Source organism: Chitinophaga niabensis, from assembly GCF_900129465.1.
GTDB lineage: Bacteria > Bacteroidota > Bacteroidia > Chitinophagales > Chitinophagaceae > Chitinophaga > Chitinophaga niabensis.
Genome location: NZ_FSRA01000001.1, coordinates 1,012,313 through 1,031,162, shown reverse-complemented (window position 1 = coordinate 1,031,162; position 18,850 = coordinate 1,012,313). Strand labels below are relative to the sequence as shown.

Sequence of the window (18,850 nt, the reverse complement as noted above, 5' to 3'; positions counted from 1 at the left end):
AAAACAGCACATTATGAAACTTTATAAATTAGCCGTAAGCCTGGTGATAATGATCATCCTCTCAGCAGGTTGTTCCAAGTTTTTAGATCGTCCGTTGGAAAATGACGTGCAGGCCGCTAAGATCAATTATGCAGACCTTACCCTGATGTACAGGCCGGTAGCAGGTGTTTACCGGACCGCCAGCAGCGGCACTTTTGCCAAATGGATCAGCGTAGCCATCAGGTCTGTACGCGGCGATGAAATAGAACCGGGTAATGATGATGCCGGCCAGATTGCCATCCACAATTTCCAGAACAATGTAACCGTAAAGAGTTACTGGGGTATCAATGATATGTGGATCAGTCTTTATGGTGTAGTATTAGGCGCTAACTCCGCACTGGTTGAGTTAGATGAATTTGCTAAGAACATACCTCCCAGTGATGCAGCTAACACTAAGCTCCTTGCACAATACCGGGCAGAAGTCAGGTTTTTCAGAGCGTTGGGGCATTACTGGATCAGCCGGTATTTTGGAGACATTCCCATGCTTGGACAGGAAAGTACAGATCCGGCCAAACTGGGCAATGCCACTAAAAGTAAACTGGAGGATATCAGGAAAAATATTATCGAGGAAATGGACTTCTGTATTGCCAACCTGGAGGATGCAAGACCTAACCAGGTAGCGGCGCCCAGGCAGGGAGCAGTAACCAAATATACCGCCTTAATGCTGAAAGCCAAGGTTGCTATGGACCTTGCAGGTAATACCAATGCAAGTCCTTATTGGGATGTTGTGCTGGAAACTACAAACCAGATCGTCAATAGCCATAAGTTTACATTGTTCGGCGACTACTACCAGTTATTCAAAAAACCCGGCAAACTTTGTGATGAAGCTATATTAGAATTTCAGTATTCGGATTTTGGAACAGAAACAGGTGATGTGGTTACCTCCGGAGGTTCCAATGAATCCTGGGGTAATTTTTACCTCTTCCAGGGACCTGAAAATACTTTTGGAACACCCATCACTGGCCCGGGCTGGATGGTACCCACTCAAAAAGCAGTAGATTTCCTGACTGCCCGTAATGATGCACTCCGGTTAAAAACAGCTATACAATATTGCGGCGTAAATGGAGAACCCGGTACAGTTACTGTTACGCCGGATGGCGATCCCGTTTCCGGAAATGGCGCAAGGAAAAAATACTTTAACGGGAAGTCTTATTTCCCTAAATCCCAGATGACGGCAGGCAGGCAGGATTATGGCTCCAATAATAACGTACGGATATTCAGATATGCAGAAGCATTGCTGATGAATGCAGAAGCAAAGGTCCGTAAAGGCCAGAATGGAGACGGCCCGTTGAATGAAGTTCGTTTGCGGGTAAACCTCGGCCCTCTTACAAACGCTACTTTGCAACAGGTTTTGGATGAACGCCGCGCTGAACTTATCTGCGAATGGTGGGGAGAAAGGTTTAACGACCTGCTGAGAACAGATCAGGCAGCTACCGTGCTTCCCGGATTCATAAAAGGTAAAAGTGAATTTCTGCCTATCCCACAGGCACAGGAAGACGTAAATTCAAATCTTAAATAATCACTTATCTTTCTCAAAGAAGGCATGATGCAATATTGATCATGCCTTCTTTCTTTCAAAACCCATAGACATGATATTTACCCGTAACTGTTTGATCACACTGATCATATGCGCCTCTCATTGCTCCTATGCGCAGAAAAAAACCGTCAACACCTCCTGGAAACTTGCCTGGAGCGATGAATTCAATTATAAAGGGCTTCCGGATGCTAAAAAATGGGGGTACGATGTTGGCAAAAGTGGCTGGGGGAATAATGAACTACAGAATTATACAGCCAACGATACCGCTACTGCAAAAGTGGCCAATGGCATGTTACAGATAAAAGCCAACAGGCATATTCAAGGTACCGATACCTCCTATACCTCAGCCAGGCTGCTTACCAAAGGCAAGTATGAATGGACATACGGAAGAATAGAGGTCCGTGCAAAAATTGCCAAAGGGCTTGGCGTACTTCCTGCCGTATGGATGCTGGCTTCCACAAAGAAATATGGCGGTTGGCCTAATTGTGGCGAAATTGATATCGTGGAGCATATAGAATGGCATACTGACAGCATCTATCAGACTGTTCATACAGGTGCCTATAATCATATCAAAGGAACCCAAAGAGGGGTTAGAACTTACCTGCCAAGGCCATGGGACGCTTTTCATGTTTATGCTATGGAATGGACGCCGGAAGGGATCGATTATTTTATTGACGGCATACACCGGTATCATTTCCCCAATGAACACAAAACACCGGCGGAATGGCCGTTCGACGCCCCTTTTCATATCATCATGAATATCTCTGTGGGTGGTAGATGGGAAGGTGCCAAAGGGATTGATCCCACTATTTTCCCGGCAACGATGCTGATAGATTACGTGAGGGTTTATCAGGATAAGAAGTAGAATAAAAAGGCTTCAGGTTGTTGACCTGAAGCCTTTTTTTATTATTCCTGTGCTACCCATTCAGTGGGTGCCTTACCGAATTTCTTCTTAAAAGAATGGGAGAAATGAGAAAGGCTTTCAAAACCCAGGTCAAGATAGATCGCCGATGGCTTTTTGTTCTTTGTTTCTATAAGATGGCGGGCTTCCGCTAATCGCCTTTCCAGCAACCACTGCCGTGGAGCCAGTCCGAATATTTTCTGGAAATCACGCTTGAAACCGGCAAGGCTTCTTCCCGTGAGGCGTGCAAATTGATCAACAGGAATATTGTAATGAAAATTGCTGACCATGAATTTCTCCAGGTCCATCTTATAAGGATCAGAAAAATCGAAGAGGAATTCCCTGAGTCCCGGCATGATATCCAGGAGGAGATATACCGCTTCTTTTACTTTGAGCATACCTACCTCTGTGGTGATCTTTTTTTCCGGATGACGGACATATGGCAACAGGGATTGAAAAAAAGCATGTAAAAAATCGTTTCCGGGAATTAGCACATTGGCAGGCCCTGCATATTTTTGTTCTACAGCTATTTGCTCTTCAAGGGCAATCTTCCTGAGTAAATCTTCCTTGAGGCGAATGACAATTGTTTGATATCCCTCACCGTTCAAAGGGATCTTGGTAATTTCTCCCAGTTGATTCTTTCTTACCAGCAACATTTGGCCGCCTTCCATGGAGATCTTATGGTTGGCAGTTTCCAGGATAAACTGGCCCAAAACCTGCAATATGAGGGTATTGTCCTCCATGAATGCCACCTTCTCCTTTCTCATGTTGGAGTAATAGGAGAAAAAGATGATCCCCGGAAGTATTTCTGTTGGATTGGTCATACTGTAAAGTTACAGCTTTAGCGCTGCAGGTAAGTACCTCCTAATATCGCACCTGGTGAAAAATGAGTATGAAGCGTTTTTAACTCGTCAGGTGAGAAGGTAATTTCCATAGCCTGCAGGTTTTCCGGCAACCGTGATCTGCGGCTCATGCTTACCAGTGGCATAATATGATCGCCCTGTGTATTCACCCAGGCAATTGCCAGCTGTGCAGGTGTGTATCCCTTCTCTTTTGCCATTTGCTTTAATACTTCCACTTTTTCCAGGTTCTTTACCAGGTTCTGTCCCTGGAAACGGGAGAAGTGACGATGGTAGGCATTGGCAGGAAGCGGAGCTTTCATTTCCCCGGTGAGCAATCCTTCGGCCGTATTGGCAAATGCCACAACACCGATACCCAGTTCTTTAGCCGTAGGAAGCAGGTCGCTTTCTATCTGGCGGTCTGCCAGTGAATAGCCTATTTCCAATGCAGTTACCGGGTAAATACTATTTGCTTTGCGCAATTGGGCGGCGGTAATTTCAGAAACGCCGAGATAACGCACCTTTCCTTCTTTGATCAGATCGGCCACCGTTCCGATCACGTCTTCCATCGGAACACTGTTATCGAGCCTGCAGGGTTGATAAAGATCAATGGTATCTATGCCTAAACGTACCAGGGAATATTCGATAAAGTTTTTGATAGCCATAGGGCGAAGGTCCAACCCAAGGAACTGACCACCATAAACGATGCCGCCAAATTTAACACTTATAAAAGCGTCGTCCCTCCTACCTTTGATGGCCTTACCTACCAACAGCTCATTGTGCCCGCTGCCGTAAAAATCTCCTGTATTCAAAAAATTAATTCCGCTGTCCAATGCCGTCTGAATGGTGGCGATACTTTCGCTTTCATCATTCATCCCGCTTCCCCAAACAGGAGACATGCGCATACAGCCTAATCCGAGCTTGGACACGAGTGGCCCATTTTTTCCCAAAGTTATCTTTGTTGTCATTGATCTTTGATTTAATGACACAAAGGTCAGTATTACGGGCGCTGGCTGCTTTCTCCCATAGCTCAATTTACTTGCCTGGGTAGCTCAATAACGAAAGCCTTCAACCCGGCCATCTTACCATCGCGGAATCGCCAAACATCGCAGTAAGCGTAATTAATTGTTTTTCCATCTTCGTTCTTCAAACTGATCTTACCAATTGCCGTTACAAAGTCACCTTCCGCAATTAAATTTTCGACCATGAATTCTGGTGGCTCTACGTACGTTGATGCCATATATTGTCTAACGGCTTCCTTCCCCCGTAAGGTCCTGTCCCCTATAAATGTCCATTCTGTATCCTCGGTGCAGAGAATCAGAAATCCTTCATGGTCGCCTTCCATGATGGCAGCATTTGCCTTTTCGAGTATTGCTTTATTATTCATGATCTATCGTGCTTTTCTTAACATGGGGCGTAAAACAGGCGAACTGCCGGATTGAATTTCGCCGATCACCTCGAAACCGTGACGCTCGTATAGCGAAATATTCCTGGGATTTGAAGATTCGAGATATGCGATTGACCTATCACGGTCCACTGCCTTGAGTGCTTCCGCCATCAGTGCAGATCCTATCCCGGCACCCTGATGAGCCGGGTCAACGCCTATCATGGGTAAATACCAGTGCGGTTCTGCCGGGTGGAATTTTTCCATTTGCTCAAAAATCACCTGCATGTCTTCTTTTATATCGTCGTTCGTGTTCTCGTCGAACAGCCTCTTTAAGGATTTCTCATCGGATTTGGCGCCGGGCGGCAACCATAAGGCAGCACCGGTGAAACCATTGGCTACGTAGGCCGTTCCCTGCTCGAACGCACTGCCTCCGAAAGCCTTTGTTATAGAAGAGAAAGTGGCCAGATACGTTGCCGGGTCTGATAGGGACCATCTGGCCATTGGATCAACAGTGAATGCCAATGTTAATACACTAATGGCACCGGCCTGGTCTGTTTCCAAAGCTGTTTTTATTTTCATATCCATTCATTTGAACGGTTCATTCAGTACAAGCTTTGGGCCAATTAAAACTGCAAAAAAAATGTGACACGCAATTGTGTCACATCCCATTACTGAACGATTTAAGATCTTTAAGTGCAATATTTATTTGGCGCTGCCCGCATTGAGCTGTTCTGCCAAACCAATTAGCAGACCATCTTTTGCACGAATGTAGCAGAGTTTGTATATGTTTTCGTAGTTGACCACTTCGCCCACAAGCTGAGCGCCATGCCTGATGAGCCGGGATACCAACTCGTCTACATTTTCAACAGTGAACATAACGCGCAGATAACCGAGCGCATTCACAGGAGCAGTTCTATGATCTTCTATAACAGGCGGGGTTATAAACTGAGAAAGCTCCAGCCGGCTGTGGCCATCAGGGGTAATCATCATGGCTACCTCTACGTTCTGCGTACCCAGTCCAGTAACGCGTCCAGCCCATTCTCCTTCGATCGTGGCCCGTCCTTCGAGCTTCAGGCCTATTTCTGTAAAAAAGGAAACAGCCTCATCAAGGGATTCTACAACAATCCCTACATTGTCCATTCGCAGTACTTTATTCGTTGCCATGGTTTTCTATTTAAAGTTTATCTCTAAAGATACGTAAAGTACATTTTGCAAAAAATGGTCATTAACACCCGCATATTGTCGGAATTGCACCCTACGCTTGTTTCTGGTCTGTCCTAAATTTGGATCATCATTAAACAACAACAAAATGAGAAAGATCAGGATTTTCGAACATATCTCCCTTGACGGCGTGATTGAGCACGGCGAAGATTATGAGTACGGAGGATGGACAGCCCCCTACCGCACACCGGCCGGGCAGGCAAGCCTCCTGGAGGCATATGGTCCCGGCTTTGATCTGCTGATTGGCCGCCGGACCTATGATTCCTGGCTGGGATTCTGGCCAACTGCCGGCGACTTTCCTATGGCAAATGCCATCAACAGCGCTACCAAATACGTTGTTACCCACAGACCGGAGAGCCTGACTTGGGGACCCGTTAAGGATCTGGGCGGAGATCTCGTTGAAGCGCTTCGCAAACTTAAGTCCACCGAAGGGCCTGACTTTGTTCTTTCCGGAAGTATATCATTAACGTCTGTACTGCTGGATGCTGGATTGATAGATGAAGTTATCCTGATCGTATACCCGGTATTGCTGGGCAAAGGCAAGCGCATTTTTTCAGACAGCTTTGATGCCCGCAAACTTGAATTTGTGAGTACCGCCACCACGCCTACCGGTGTGTTACTTAATACTTACCGGCACCTGGGATCGCTGAAAAGCTGATGAGGCTTAGATCAGAAAAACTATTGAAGGAAGGAATGCCTTTCAGACAATACTACCTGCCCACTATCCTTTTTGTCACAAATTCGCTGAAAAAGAAATCCCTATAAATACTTCCGATAGGGATTTCGTTTGTACCGATGTACACCGTGTTATTATCCACTGAACCGATATGTTTAACATTGATGACATAGGATTTACTTACTCTCACAAACATATCTTTCGGTAACTGGTCGTAGATAGTTTTGATATTCATCGCCGTAATTACCTTCTGATTTTCGCTGTGCATTATAACATAATCTTTCAAACCCTGGATAAAAAGTATGTTATTGAAATATACTTTAAAGATCCTGCGGTCTGCTTTCACAAAGAAAAAGTCGTCAGCTACCTGTTCAATATTGTTATTAGCGTAATCCGCCTTGAATAATTTGGCGTAGGTATGGGCTTTTTCAACAGCCTTTTGAAAACGGGCTAATTTTACAGGTTTTATCAGGTAGTCGATCGCATCTACTTCGTAGCTGTCGGTAGCAAATTCAGAATAGGCGGTTGTAAAGATCACAAATGTATCTTTGGGAATGGAGCGGGCAAATTCAATTCCATTAATTCCCGGCATTTGTATGTCAAGGAAGATTAAATCAACGGTATTGCCCTCCATAAAATTTGTGACCGTTTCAGGGCTGTTGAATGAACCGATCAGATCCAAATCGCCAGTTTGGTTAATCAACATTTCTATGGCTTCTCTTGCCAATGGTTCATCATCTATAATAATACAGTTCATAATTTTATACGCTTTACTATAAAACGAAATGATCGCCTGCGATATTCGAATTTTCTTATCACCCTCATAGCTTTATGGTTAAGGTTACGCAGTAGCTTTCTGAACCATCTTCGATATGTAAACTATGTGTTTCCGGGAACAAAAGTTGCAGCCTTCGCTTGACATTTGCCAACCCCAATCCGCCTGTATTATTAACGGACCTGAGCATCGGTTTGGAATTGATGCATTTAAAGAAAAGTTCATCATTCCTGACATCGAAATACAGGTTTACATAAGACGATCTTGTTGCATCATTGTTGTGCTTCACTGCATTTTCCACAAACGAAATGAACAGCAAAGGCGGAATCTGCACGCCGCTCAAATCCCCATCTTTGGAGATCAGGAAATCAAAACTATCCCGCCTTATTTTTTCCAAATTTAAAAAATCCTCCAGGAAATGAATGTCCGAAGTCAATAACACCTTATCTCTTGCACTGTCATAAAGCTGGTAGCGAAGTAGATCGCTCAGCTTCATTAAAACCTCTGAGGCTTTATCGGGGTCTTTCTTCGTTAGAACATTGGCGTTGTTCAGCATATTAAACAAAAAATGCGGGTTGATCTGGTTCTTCAATTGTTCCAATTCTGCATACGTTTTCGACCGTTCCAGCTCGTAGATCATTTGCTTGTCCCTCATTCCCTTCTGAAACAGTTTTATGGAAGATGAGGCCGCTAACAGCAGCACGGTAAGAAAGGAAAAAAGCGGGATGTTCAGCGCATTTCCTTTATTAAAAGGATTGAAAAAGGAACCACAAATAGCCACTACAACAAGGATGCCGAGCACAGACAAGCCATATTCAATATTTCTATTCCTGAACAAAAGCTTCGGCACCAGCACATACATATTCACGTAGAATAATATGATAAAATAGGCAAATACCGCTATAGGGTTGGCAATGATGGAAGTGCTGTTATACAATACGGTGCCTATAAAAACAATGAACAGCAGATGCCGGAAGATCCTGCGATCAGGTGAGATCAGGAAACGAAAAAGTATATTTTCTTTAATAAGCTGCTGATGGGTAAGATCATTCATCTAGAAAATTGTGTAGCACAAATTTAACATTTAAAGCTATGCTCTGATCTGTTTTTATACGAAAGTTCCTGCTTTTTATACGAAAGCAGGAGCAATATGAAACGCATGAACGGAAAAGATATTTTGTAGTGCCCCGGCGTACTTTGCTATAAAAGATACTGCGTTTGGTATAATTAGAAAATGGTGGTTCTCCAGGAGAATAGCTTTGTATCCAATTGTAAGTTAAATCGATCTTTAAAAGATGAGATACAAGTTCATTTACACACTACTGTTTATAGCCATTTCATTGGGGGCCTATTCGCAGGGGAAGGTCACCTTGAGTGGAACAATTACCATAAAAACAAACACCGAAACAATAGCCGGCGCAAGCATCTTCGTCCCGGAAGCGAAAGTTTCAACAATTACCAATACATATGGTTTTTATTCCATCACCCTGCCCAAAGGAGAATATACGATCGTTATCAGTTGTATGGGATTTGAGAATATTGAGGAACATATCTCCCTGACAGAAAACATCAGGAAAGATTTTTCCATGCTTGAAAAAAGCAAAACGCTGGATGAAGTAGTGATAAAAGACAGGCGTTCAGCAAGCAACATCCGGAAACCGGAAATGAGTGTGAATAAGCTCAGCATTGCCACCATCAAAAAGATGCCGGCAGTGATGGGCGAGGTTGATATTTTGAAAGCCATCCTGCAGCTTCCCGGAGTTTCCAATGCCCAGGAAGGAGCAACGGGCTTTAACGTCAGGGGCGGTTCGGTTGACGGCAACCTGATATTGTTAGATGAAGCCGTTGTGTACAATACTTCTCACCTGTTCGGTTTTTTCTCCGTTTTTAATGCTGATGTGATCAAAGATCTGAAATTGTATAAAGGTGGAATACCGGCTAATTTCGGCGGGCGAACTTCCTCTGTTTTGGATATTTACCAGAAGGAAGGGAACAACAAGGAATATCACCTAACGGGTGGGATCGGAGCGATTTCGAGCAGGTTATTGGCAGAAGGCCCGATTGTAAAAGATAAAGGTTCGTTCGTAGTTGCCGGCCGTACTTCTTATGCGAATTTGTTCCTGAAACTGGCTGGCAACGACAATGCGGTGTCTTTTTATGATTTGAACGCCAAACTGAATTATAAGATCAATGACAATAACCGGCTTTTCCTTTCAGGATATTTCGGCAAGGACAAAATGGATTTCAGTAATTTTTTCAGCAACAATTATGGGAACTCATTCTTTAATCTCCGCTGGAACCATATCTTTTCTGATAAGTTCTTTTCCAATGCATCCGTCATTTACAGCAAGTACGATTATGGCCTGAAGATAAAATATGTTGGCATTGATTGGGCATCGGACATCCGTAATTATAATTTTAAGTACAATTTTAACCATTACCTGTCCGATAAGCTGGTGTTGAATTACGGCATCAATTCCATCTACTACCAGTTCAATCCCGGCACTATAAAGCCTATGGACACTTCATCACCTATCAATGCTGACCAGATTGAAAAAAAATATGCCTGGGAAAACGCCTTGTATATCAGCGCCGAGCAAAAACTCTCGGATAAAATATCATTGACCTATGGACTGCGATATAGCAATTTCATGCGGTTGGGGGAACAAAATGTAAATAATTATGCAAATAACCAGGCTGTGTCTTTCAATCCGGCGTTACAACTTTATGAAGAAGGAACGCCCACAGGCATAACACATTACGATAAGAACAAAAAGATCATTGGCTTTGGAAATGTAGAACCCCGTTTGGCCGTTTCTTATGCCATTAATGACGACCAGTCCATTAAGGCGAGTTATAACCGGATGAGCCAGTATATCCATTTAATTTCCAACACAGCCTCCGTTTCCCCACTCGATATCTGGGCGCCGAGCGACCAATATTTGCAACCTGAGATCCTTGACCAGGTTGCATTGGGCTATTTCAGGAATTTCAGCAATGAAAAGTATTCCCTGGAAACAGAAGCTTTTTACAAGAAAATTAAGAACAAAGCAGATTACATCGACGGCGCCGAATTGATTGCCCACAAAGCCATAGAACAGGTACTGCTAAACGGAGAGGCCAGGGCTTATGGACTGGAGGTGATGCTGAAGAAAAATACCGGGAAGCTCACAGGCTGGCTTTCTTACACACTTTCCAAAGCAGAGCAGCGCACGCCGGGAAGAACGGCAGAAGAACCTGGCATTAACAACGGCGAATGGTATCGTGCCAATTACGATAAAACGCATAACCTTTCACTTACTGCCGCTTATCAACTGACCAAAAAATGGAGCTTTGGCGGCATTTTCACCTACCAGACAGGGAAAGCTGCAACCTATCCCATCGGTAAATACCAGTACCAGGGAATTACGATCGGGAATTACGGAGAACGAAATATTAATTCACTTCCGGCTTACCATCATTTGGACCTATCGGCAACATACATACCAAAGCCAGACAGCAAAAAAAGGTGGAAGGGAGAATGGGTGTTCAGTATTTACAATGTTTACAATAGAAGCAACGCCGCATCTCTTATGTTTGAGCAAAACAGGGAAACAGGGCTGAGCGAAGCAAAGAAGATATCGATCTTCAGCATCATTCCGGGCGTGACTTACAATTTCAGATTTTAATGCTAATAAAAATGAAAAATATATTCAGATACATGGTGGTCCCCTCCTTTTTTTTCCTGCTGTCCTGCACAAAAGTAGTGGAAGTGGATTTGGAAACAGCAGCACCCAAATTGGTGATTGACGCATCGATTGACTGGGTTAAGGGCACTACCGGCAATGAGCAGAAGATCAAACTCTCCACCACAACCGGATATTACAGTACGGAATTCCCAACAGTTTCAGGCGCGGATATAGTTATAACAAATTCAGCAAATACTGTTTTTAGCTTTACAGAAAACCCCGGTACGGGAGAATATATCTGCTCCAATTTCCATCCGGTTATCGGGGAAACATATACATTAAAAGTGGTTTTAAATGGGGAAACATATACTGCAACCGAAACTTGCATAGGTGTGCCGGATATTGAAAAGAATATTACACAGAATAATAACGGCGGATTTGGAGGTGATGAAGTGGAAATCACCTACTACTACCAGGATAATGGTAATGAAGAAAATCATTATCTGCACCGCATCCTGTCTCCTGTATCAAAATTTCCGGATTATAAAGCCAAAGATGACAAAAACACCCAGGGCAACCTGATGCAGGAATATTTCTCCGACGAAGATCTGAAGACGGGAGACCTGATAAACATCAGGCTATATGGAATCTCCAGGAGGTATTATGATTATTTCAGAAAACTGCTGGCGGCATCCGGGGCTGGTAACGGCCCGTTTCAAACAACACCAGGTTCGGTGAGAGGGAATATCATCAATGAGACCCATGTAGCCAACTTTGCTTATGGATATTTCAGGTTATCGGAAGTGGCCGTAAAGGATTATACGATACAATAGTAAATTGGGGGTAATGCAAAAAGGGGACAAGTTCATCATTTCAGACTTGTCCCCTGTACTAAGATCAACGTTTCTTTATCTTCTTAGCCTCCTCTGAAATTCTGGCAAAAGACTTATCTCTTTTTCGTTTTTCATGTTCAGAAGTAGAAAAGTACCAGGATTCTTTTCGCAATTTGAGGTAACTACTGTACACCTCCTCTTCTAAAACACCGTTGTTTACAGCTTCAATAACTGCACAGCCTGGTTCATTCACATGCGTACAATCCTTAAAACGACAGGATGCTGCAAAATCGGCGACATCAAACATATCTGCTAATGCCTCCGGGTTGTCCAGGGCCAATCCAAATTCCCTTACGCCCGGCGTATCTATTAAAACACCGCTATCATCCATCAGCACCATTTCTCTCCGGGTTGAAGTATGCCGTCCTTTACCTGATGACTGGCTTATTTCAGATGTGGGAAGTACAGCCCGTTCACACAATGCATTGATCAAAGAACTTTTCCCAACCCCTGAAGATCCCACTAATACGATCGATTCTCCCGGTTTGATAAATTTCCGCACAGGAAGTATTGTTCCAGGAGAAAGAATGCTGGTGAAAAATACCGGCATTTGGCGGCTAATATGTTTCAGCGATCCATCTACCTGGTGGCGGTTAAATTCCAGATCAGATTTAGTGAGTATCAATACCGGCTGAATATCTTCTTCTAATACTTGTGCCATAAAACGCTCCGTTCGGCGAACATTGAAATTAGCATCAAGGCTTTGTACAATAAATGCCTTATCAACATAGGATGCAATAGCCTGCCGTTCGGAAATTGTACCGCTCTTTCTCCGGTACAGCGTATGTTTACGGGGTAAGATATCAACGATTATTCCTTTGCTATCGTCAAGCGGTTGAAAAATAACCCAATCGCCTGTACACGGAAGTTCAAATAATGACCTTCCATAAAGCAGGTTACCGGTTAGTTCGCACAACAGCAAACCGCTCTCAGCGATAACTTCATAATTGGTTTTGTTTACCGCGGAAACACGACCGTGGGAAAGATGATTGTATTGTGAGGTTTGTTTGAGTTGGAACAGGGCGTCGTTCCAACCATATAATGATAAGTTATTCACTACTTATAATTTAGAATGATGAAATAAAATTGCCTCATCTTCTTTCATCCGAATGGTTTGCTGCATACAAGATCGCCTTTGATAGTATGGGAACTACCAAGCTGGCAATTTCAGAAACAAGACACCCGGAATCAGGCAATCATTCCAATCGCTACATTATAATATGTGAATAGCTGTTTTTGCATGAGGTACAAAGGTAAAAAATAATTCAATGTCATAGGGCAATGTACCCATTATACTAAAACGGAATTTGCAGGTAGATGAATTAGCTATCGTGAAATTTTAGGGGGTTATGGTAATTTAGAATCTTGTTTTATTTTCAAGAAAAATTTATTCCTGATACTACAGTGATGCATTTACCGGAGAAAACAAACCTTACTTTCAACGACATTCAGATCATTAAGGCACTAATTGAAGACCCTGCCAGGTGAGGAACAGGCTGTCAACACCTTGTAAAGGACAATACCAGAGAGGAATCCCCGGTAGGTTAGGTAAGTGATTATATTTCGTCGTCGACTGGTTGGTCAAGGTATCTGCCTTTGTACATGTCTCAGTAGTTTCTTTACGGGTTAAATGCAGGTATGTGGCGTATTGAATCAAAAAGCAAAAGCCACCAATCGCTAAGACAAAAAATATAATGGCCCACAGCGGCATTCCCAGTTCTAAATGAATGGTATGGATCGTATTGCTTTTCTCCATGGCCACAGATTTTGTGCGCCACAAAAAAAGGCGCGGTACTCAACTCGCCAGCCGACCGACCAAGGAGGACCAGACAAGAAGAGCCCGCGCACATACGTACGCAGGCCTCACTTCTGATCCCGTGTCCTCAAACTTGGTCGGTCGGACAGGATATAAAGCGATGCCTTCAAATTATTTAAGGCAGTAAAGATATATGAATATAAGGCTTTTTTTGGACTGTGGGTAAATATCACCACAGTTATTAAGATCGGAATTATCAGATTTAGGATGAATGAATGACAAAAAGGATAAAATAAGGACCAATCTGATGACCAGGCTACATGAGCTCCGGGAAGCCAAAGGTTGGTCATTCCGCCAGGTTGGGCTTGAGGCAGACATTGAACACAAACAATATGAAGGTTATGAGAAGGGCGAAAATATACCCGGCTTTTTTGTGTTATGCAGGATAGCCGATGCTTATGGAATATCCGTTTCTGAATTACTTAAAGGAGTTCATCCTGTCCCTTAAATTTTCTTTTTGCTTTCACATCATATACAGCCATAAGTGTTAACGCTGAACAAATTGCTACAAAAACTGAGAAGAGAAAAAAAGCCTGAAAGCCTTATTGAAAAAGCTTTCAGGCCAGTGACCCCCCTGGGGCTCGAACCCAGGACCTACTGATTAAGAGTCAGTAGCTCTAACCAACTGAGCTAGGGAGTCAAAAAAACCCACAACATTTCTGCTACGGGTGTGCAAATGTAATAAAAAAATAAAATCAAACAGGCAATATTCTATACGCACAATGCCTCGCTCCTTCTATCGCATGATCCAACCTTTCCACTGTTGCCCATTCTTTAAATATCTGCTGAAAGGTCTGCAATTCCACTTTACAAATATCGTGGCAGGCATTCGCTGCTGCACAGATCGGACAATGATTCTCGATCAAAAGGAATCCATTCCCCTCAGCCCGGTATTCCGCCAGGTACCCATCGGAAGACCGCAAAGCCGCAAATTTCCGGACCTTGTCCTCCAGCCCCTCTTCCAGCCTGATAATGTCATAGTAACGTAAAAGCGCTTTATGCTCCCGGGCGGAGATCACATTTCCCAGGGCCTCATCTCCCAGCACATCCCGGATGGTATTGATCAGCTGCACCGTCAGCTCTGCATGGGTATCCGGAAAACGGCGGTTCCCCCGGTCGGACAGGCTCCATATTAAAGATGGGCGGCCTACCCCTTTGGAACTGGATTCAAAAGCTACCCAACCCTCTTCCGCCAGCCGCTGTAGCTGCTGACGGGCTCCCTCGCCGGTAATTCCCAGCTCCCGGGCGATGCCATTTGTTGAAAGCGGCCCTTTGGTCTTGAGCAGCAACAACATACGGTCCGTTGAAGAGGTATGATATGCCTTGTAGTTTTCCAAGTTTTTACTTGCTTTATTAGCAAATATCGTAACTTTGCGGAGATTTCAATGCATGTATTTGGTTAGCATAGCTGAAATTCCCTTCTTATATGATAATATACCGCTTCGGACGACCTATCTTTGCAGTACCATCTCACATAAAAGGGGGAATTCTGAACGATTTTGAAGAATAAATTGATAGAGAAGCAAAATATATGAACGCAGAACAAGACATATTGCAGGAACTGGCAGGCCGCGATTACGAGTTCGGGTTTGAGACGCAGATCGAAATGGATATTGCACCTCCGGGCCTGAGCGAAGAGATCGTACGCTTCATTTCTGCCAAAAAACAGGAGCCCGAGTGGCTGCTGGAATGGCGGTTAAAAGGTTATCAGCTGTACCAGAAACTGTCTATGCCCACCTGGCAGAACTTTGAACTCCCTGAAATTGATTTTCAGAGTGTTTCCTACTATGCCGCACCTAAGAAGCAGGTGAAATATGAAAGTCTGGATCAAGTAGACCCTGAACTCCTCCGTACTTTTGAAAAGCTGGGTATTCCACTGGAAGAACAAAAACTCCTCTCCGGTGTTGCCGTGGATGCTGTATTTGACAGCGTATCCGTGGCCACCACCTTCAAGAAACAACTGAACGAACTGGGCATTATCTTCTGCTCCTTCAGCGAAGCTGTTAAAGAGCACCCTGAACTGGTGAAGAAATACCTCGGTACAGTGGTTCCCCAATCAGACAATATTTACGCCGCCCTGAACTGCGCAGTCTTTTCAGACGGCTCCTTTGTATATATTCCAAAAGGCGTGCGCTGCCCGATGGAACTTTCCACCTACTTCCGCATCAATGCCAAAAACACCGGCCAGTTTGAGCGTACGCTCATTGTGGCAGATGAAGGCAGTTATGTAAGTTACCTGGAAGGTTGTACAGCACCCATGCGTGACGAGAATCAACTCCATGCAGCGGTGGTAGAACTCATTGCTTTGGATAACGCAGAGATCAAATACTCTACCGTTCAGAACTGGTATCCCGGTGATAAAGACGGTAAAGGCGGGATCTACAACTTCGTTACCAAACGCGGTATCTGTAAAGGTCATCATTCCAAGATCTCCTGGACCCAGGTGGAAACCGGTTCTGCGATCACATGGAAGTATCCGGGTGTAATTTTACAGGGAGATCACTCCATTGGTGAATTCTATTCTGTTGCCGTAACCGCTAACAAGCAGGTGGCAGATACAGGCACCAAAATGGTACACATTGGTAAGAATACCAAAAGCCGTATCATTTCCAAAGGTATCTCCGCAGGCCACGGTCATAATACTTACCGCGGTCTCGTAAAAGTAGGCCCTAACGCAGCCAGCGCCCGTAACTTCACACAATGTGACTCCCTGCTGATCGGTGATCGTTGCGGGGCACATACTTTCCCCTACATCGAGTCAAAGAACAACACGGCGATGGTGGAACACGAAGCCACTACCTCCAAGATCGGGGAAGACCAGGTGTTTTACCTGAACCAACGTGGAATTGACAGCGAACAGGCAGTGAATATGATCGTTAACGGATACGCAAAAGAAGTTCTTAACCAGCTCCCCATGGAATTTGCCGTGGAAGCGCAAAAATTATTATCCATTACCCTGGAAGGTAGTGTTGGATAACATAAAAGACAAAGAAATGCTTAATATTAACAATCTGCATGCGGCAGTAGAAGGAAATGCTATACTGAAAGGCATTAATCTGAATGTGAAAGCGGGCGAAGTACACGCTATCATGGGGCCTAACGGTTCCGGTAAAAGCTCTCTCGCATCTGTACTCGCTGGTCGCGAAGCTTATGAAGTAACAGAAGGTTCTGTGGATTTCGACGGTAAAGACCTGCTGGACATGAGTCCTGAGGTACGCGCACGTGAAGGTCTCTTCCTTGCCTTCCAGTACCCGGTAGAAATACCCGGTGTTTCCAACATCAACTTCCTGAAAACAGCGGTGAACGAGATCCGCGCTTACCATGGCCAACCGCCTATGCAAGCCAAAGCGTTCCTGGACATGCTGAAGTCCAAACAAAAGCTGATGGAATTTGACGCCAACCTGATGAACCGCTCCCTCAACGAAGGTTTCTCCGGTGGTGAAAAGAAACGTAACGATATCTTTCAAATGGCTATGCTGGAACCTAAGCTGGCTATCATGGATGAAACAGATTCAGGTCTTGATATCGATGCCCTCCGCATCGTATCTGCAGGAGTGAACAAACTCCGCAATAAAGACACTGCATTCATCATCATCACCCACTATCAGCGTTTGCTGGAGTACATTGTTCCGGATTTTGTACACGTGCTGTACAACGGTCGTATCGTGAAATCAGGCACCAAAGAACTGGCCCTGGAACTCGAAGAAAAAGGCTACGACTGGCTGAAAGAAGACATCCGTTTAGAAGAACCGGTACAATAGGTAAAAACAACATGACGACCATCGCATCTAACATAACATTAATTGACCAGCTGCCGGAACAGTTCTCTGAACTGAGCAGCAACGCACAATGGCTGGATGCCAGGAAAGCTGCCTTTGCACGCTTCCAGGCCCTGGGCGGATTCCCCACCGTTAAAACGGAGGATTGGAAATATACCAATGTAACGCCTTACCTGAAAAACGGCATCAGCCTTCAGTTACCGGCCGCTCCTCCCCTTTCTGCAGAACAGCTGGAAGCCACCGGCCTCCTGCTGCCGGACACCTACCGGGTAGTATTGCTGAACGGCGTACTGCAACCGCAATTCTCTCAACTGCCTCCCGCTGCACAGGTAACGGTTTGCAAAATGAGCGAAGCGGCCAACGAACCAGCCTTCATACAATACTTCAATAAAAGCAAGAAACTGGAAGAGCATCACTTTGCACAACTCAATACGGCGTTGTTCAATGATGGCCTTTTTATTGAAGCCAAAGCCAAAGTGCTGGTAGAACAGCCTATTCATGTTATCCACCTCTATCACAATACAGGCAACCTGTTCGTACAACCCCGCCATCTGTGGGTAGTGCAGCCGGGCGCTCATTTACAGGTCATAGAATCCGCCGCAGGTTTAAATCTCGCAGGCAGTGTATTCGTGAACAGTGTGATAGAAGCCGTAACATCCGAACGCGCACAGCTGGACCACTACCAGCTGCAAACAGGCTGCCAGCAAACCCGCGCCATTAATCAAACACTGGTGCAGCAACATGGCAAAAGCCTTTACAACAATTACACTTTCACTTTGTGTGAAGCAGACCTTGTTCGTAATAACCTGAACATCTCCCTGGACGCTGAACGTACAGAAACGCACCTCTACGGGTTCTATATCGCCACCGGTAATCAGCTGGTAGATAACCATACCTCTGTTGATCACCGCATGCCGCATTGCGAAAGCAATGAACTGTACCGTGGTGTGATGATGGACAAAGCAACCGGCGTGTTCAACGGCAAGATCTATGTACACGAAGACGCACAGAAAACAAACGCTTTTCAGCAGAACAATAACCTGGTGATCAGTCCTACTGCCAACATTTACACCAAACCGCAACTGGAAATATTTGCGGACGATGTAAAATGCAGCCACGGTACTACCATCGGCCAGGTGAGCGACGAAGCGCTTTTCTACCTGAAGGCACGCGGTATTGGTGATGAAACTGCCCGCATTATGCTGGTGAAAGCCTTCGCCTTTGATATCACGGCCCAGGTTAAAATACCTGCCGTACGCAAACAGGTGGAGCTTTTGGCTTCGAGATACCTCGCTGCTGCGGTGAACAACTAAAAACCG

The 18,850-nt window shown here is 44.6% G+C and carries 19 protein-coding genes and 1 tRNA gene; 9 read left to right on the top strand and 11 right to left on the bottom strand.

Annotated features, from left to right (window positions below; all coding sequences use genetic code 11):
• The first annotated feature begins 13 nt into the window (after positions 1 to 13).
• Together BUR42_RS03900 and BUR42_RS03895 are read left to right on the top strand one after the other, a co-directional pair.
• The gene (locus tag BUR42_RS03900) at positions 14 to 1,558 is read left to right on the top strand and encodes a RagB/SusD family nutrient uptake outer membrane protein (protein WP_074237985.1); all 1,545 of its coding nucleotides are present in this window, start codon (positions 14 to 16) and stop codon (positions 1,556 to 1,558) included.
• Between the two features lie 70 nt (positions 1,559 to 1,628).
• Positions 1,629 to 2,441 carry a glycoside hydrolase family 16 protein gene (locus tag BUR42_RS03895; protein WP_074237984.1) on the top strand — a complete coding sequence of 271 codons (813 nt, stop codon included), beginning with the start codon at positions 1,629 to 1,631 and terminating at the stop codon, positions 2,439 to 2,441.
• Positions 2,442 to 2,482: 41 nt separating this feature from the next.
• On the opposite strand, the gene BUR42_RS03890 is transcribed toward BUR42_RS03895, so the two are convergent.
• From BUR42_RS03890 to BUR42_RS03870, 5 genes are all read right to left on the bottom strand, one after another.
• Positions 2,483 to 3,301: a helix-turn-helix domain-containing protein gene (locus BUR42_RS03890; RefSeq protein WP_074237983.1), complete on the bottom strand. Its 819-nt coding sequence runs from the start codon at positions 3,299 to 3,301 to the stop codon at positions 2,483 to 2,485.
• 17 nt (positions 3,302 to 3,318) lie between these two features.
• The gene (locus tag BUR42_RS03885; protein WP_074237982.1) at positions 3,319 to 4,284 is read right to left on the bottom strand and encodes an aldo/keto reductase; all 966 of its coding nucleotides are present in this window, start codon (positions 4,282 to 4,284) and stop codon (positions 3,319 to 3,321) included.
• Between the two features lie 62 nt (positions 4,285 to 4,346).
• Positions 4,347 to 4,703, bottom strand: a complete 357-nt coding sequence (locus BUR42_RS03880; RefSeq protein WP_074237981.1) for a nuclear transport factor 2 family protein — start codon at positions 4,701 to 4,703, stop codon at positions 4,347 to 4,349.
• Positions 4,704 to 4,706: 3 nt separating this feature from the next.
• Entirely contained in the window at positions 4,707 to 5,282 is a 576-nt protein-coding gene (locus tag BUR42_RS03875; protein ID WP_074240426.1) for a GNAT family N-acetyltransferase, read from the bottom strand.
• A 123-nt stretch (positions 5,283 to 5,405) separates the two neighbouring features.
• Positions 5,406 to 5,867 carry a VOC family protein gene (locus BUR42_RS03870; protein WP_074237980.1) on the bottom strand — a complete coding sequence of 154 codons (462 nt, stop codon included), beginning with the start codon at positions 5,865 to 5,867 and terminating at the stop codon, positions 5,406 to 5,408.
• A gap of 145 nt (positions 5,868 to 6,012) precedes the next feature.
• On the opposite strand from BUR42_RS03870, the gene BUR42_RS03865 reads away from it, so the two are divergent.
• Positions 6,013 to 6,582: a dihydrofolate reductase family protein gene (locus BUR42_RS03865; protein WP_074237979.1), complete on the top strand. Its 570-nt coding sequence runs from the start codon at positions 6,013 to 6,015 to the stop codon at positions 6,580 to 6,582.
• Between the two features lie 52 nt (positions 6,583 to 6,634).
• Here the strand turns inward: BUR42_RS03865 and BUR42_RS03860 are convergent, their stop codons facing one another.
• Together BUR42_RS03860 and BUR42_RS03855 are read right to left on the bottom strand one after the other, a co-directional pair.
• Positions 6,635 to 7,357 carry a LytR/AlgR family response regulator transcription factor gene (locus BUR42_RS03860; protein WP_074237978.1) on the bottom strand — a complete coding sequence of 241 codons (723 nt, stop codon included), beginning with the start codon at positions 7,355 to 7,357 and terminating at the stop codon, positions 6,635 to 6,637.
• A gap of 64 nt (positions 7,358 to 7,421) precedes the next feature.
• Positions 7,422 to 8,429 (bottom strand): sensor histidine kinase, encoded by a 1,008-nt coding sequence (locus tag BUR42_RS03855; protein WP_074237977.1) that lies wholly within the window; start codon positions 8,427 to 8,429, stop codon positions 7,422 to 7,424.
• A 241-nt stretch (positions 8,430 to 8,670) separates the two neighbouring features.
• On the opposite strand from BUR42_RS03855, the gene BUR42_RS03850 reads away from it, so the two are divergent.
• Complete coding sequence (locus BUR42_RS03850; protein ID WP_074237976.1) at positions 8,671 to 11,043, top strand: TonB-dependent receptor; 2,373 nt, start codon at positions 8,671 to 8,673, stop codon at positions 11,041 to 11,043.
• An 11-nt stretch (positions 11,044 to 11,054) separates the two neighbouring features.
• On the top strand, positions 11,055 to 11,876 hold the full coding sequence (locus BUR42_RS03845) for a DUF4249 domain-containing protein (RefSeq protein WP_074237975.1): 822 nt from the start codon (positions 11,055 to 11,057) through the stop codon (positions 11,874 to 11,876).
• A gap of 64 nt (positions 11,877 to 11,940) precedes the next feature.
• On the opposite strand, the gene rsgA is transcribed toward BUR42_RS03845, so the two are convergent.
• Entirely contained in the window at positions 11,941 to 12,993 is a 1,053-nt protein-coding gene (gene rsgA / locus BUR42_RS03840) for a ribosome small subunit-dependent GTPase A (protein ID WP_074237974.1), read from the bottom strand.
• A 399-nt stretch (positions 12,994 to 13,392) separates the two neighbouring features.
• Positions 13,393 to 13,692: a hypothetical protein gene (locus BUR42_RS03835; RefSeq protein ID WP_074237973.1), complete on the bottom strand. Its 300-nt coding sequence runs from the start codon at positions 13,690 to 13,692 to the stop codon at positions 13,393 to 13,395.
• A 307-nt stretch (positions 13,693 to 13,999) separates the two neighbouring features.
• Here BUR42_RS03835 and BUR42_RS03830 point away from each other — a divergent pair, with 307 nt between their 5' ends.
• Positions 14,000 to 14,200 carry a helix-turn-helix domain-containing protein gene (locus BUR42_RS03830; RefSeq protein ID WP_159442212.1) on the top strand — a complete coding sequence of 67 codons (201 nt, stop codon included), beginning with the start codon at positions 14,000 to 14,002 and terminating at the stop codon, positions 14,198 to 14,200.
• A gap of 118 nt (positions 14,201 to 14,318) precedes the next feature.
• On the opposite strand, the gene BUR42_RS03825 is transcribed toward BUR42_RS03830, so the two are convergent.
• Both BUR42_RS03825 and BUR42_RS03820 read right to left on the bottom strand, forming a co-directional pair.
• Positions 14,319 to 14,392, bottom strand: a tRNA-Lys gene (locus tag BUR42_RS03825).
• A gap of 55 nt (positions 14,393 to 14,447) precedes the next feature.
• Entirely contained in the window at positions 14,448 to 15,089 is a 642-nt protein-coding gene (locus BUR42_RS03820) for a helix-turn-helix transcriptional regulator (RefSeq protein WP_200798209.1), read from the bottom strand.
• 194 nt (positions 15,090 to 15,283) lie between these two features.
• On the opposite strand from BUR42_RS03820, the gene sufB reads away from it, so the two are divergent.
• Genes sufB through sufD form a run of 3 tightly spaced genes read left to right on the top strand, consistent with a single transcriptional unit; the run spans position 15,284 to position 18,844 of the window.
• Positions 15,284 to 16,729, top strand: coding sequence for a Fe-S cluster assembly protein SufB (gene sufB, locus BUR42_RS03815; RefSeq protein WP_074237970.1), 1,446 nt, complete (start codon positions 15,284 to 15,286; stop codon positions 16,727 to 16,729).
• Between the two features lie 16 nt (positions 16,730 to 16,745).
• Complete coding sequence (gene sufC, locus BUR42_RS03810) at positions 16,746 to 17,513, top strand: Fe-S cluster assembly ATPase SufC (protein ID WP_074240424.1); 768 nt, start codon at positions 16,746 to 16,748, stop codon at positions 17,511 to 17,513.
• A gap of 11 nt (positions 17,514 to 17,524) precedes the next feature.
• Positions 17,525 to 18,844 (top strand): Fe-S cluster assembly protein SufD, encoded by a 1,320-nt coding sequence (gene sufD, locus BUR42_RS03805; protein ID WP_074237968.1) that lies wholly within the window; start codon positions 17,525 to 17,527, stop codon positions 18,842 to 18,844.
• The last annotated feature ends 6 nt before the right edge of the window (positions 18,845 to 18,850 follow it).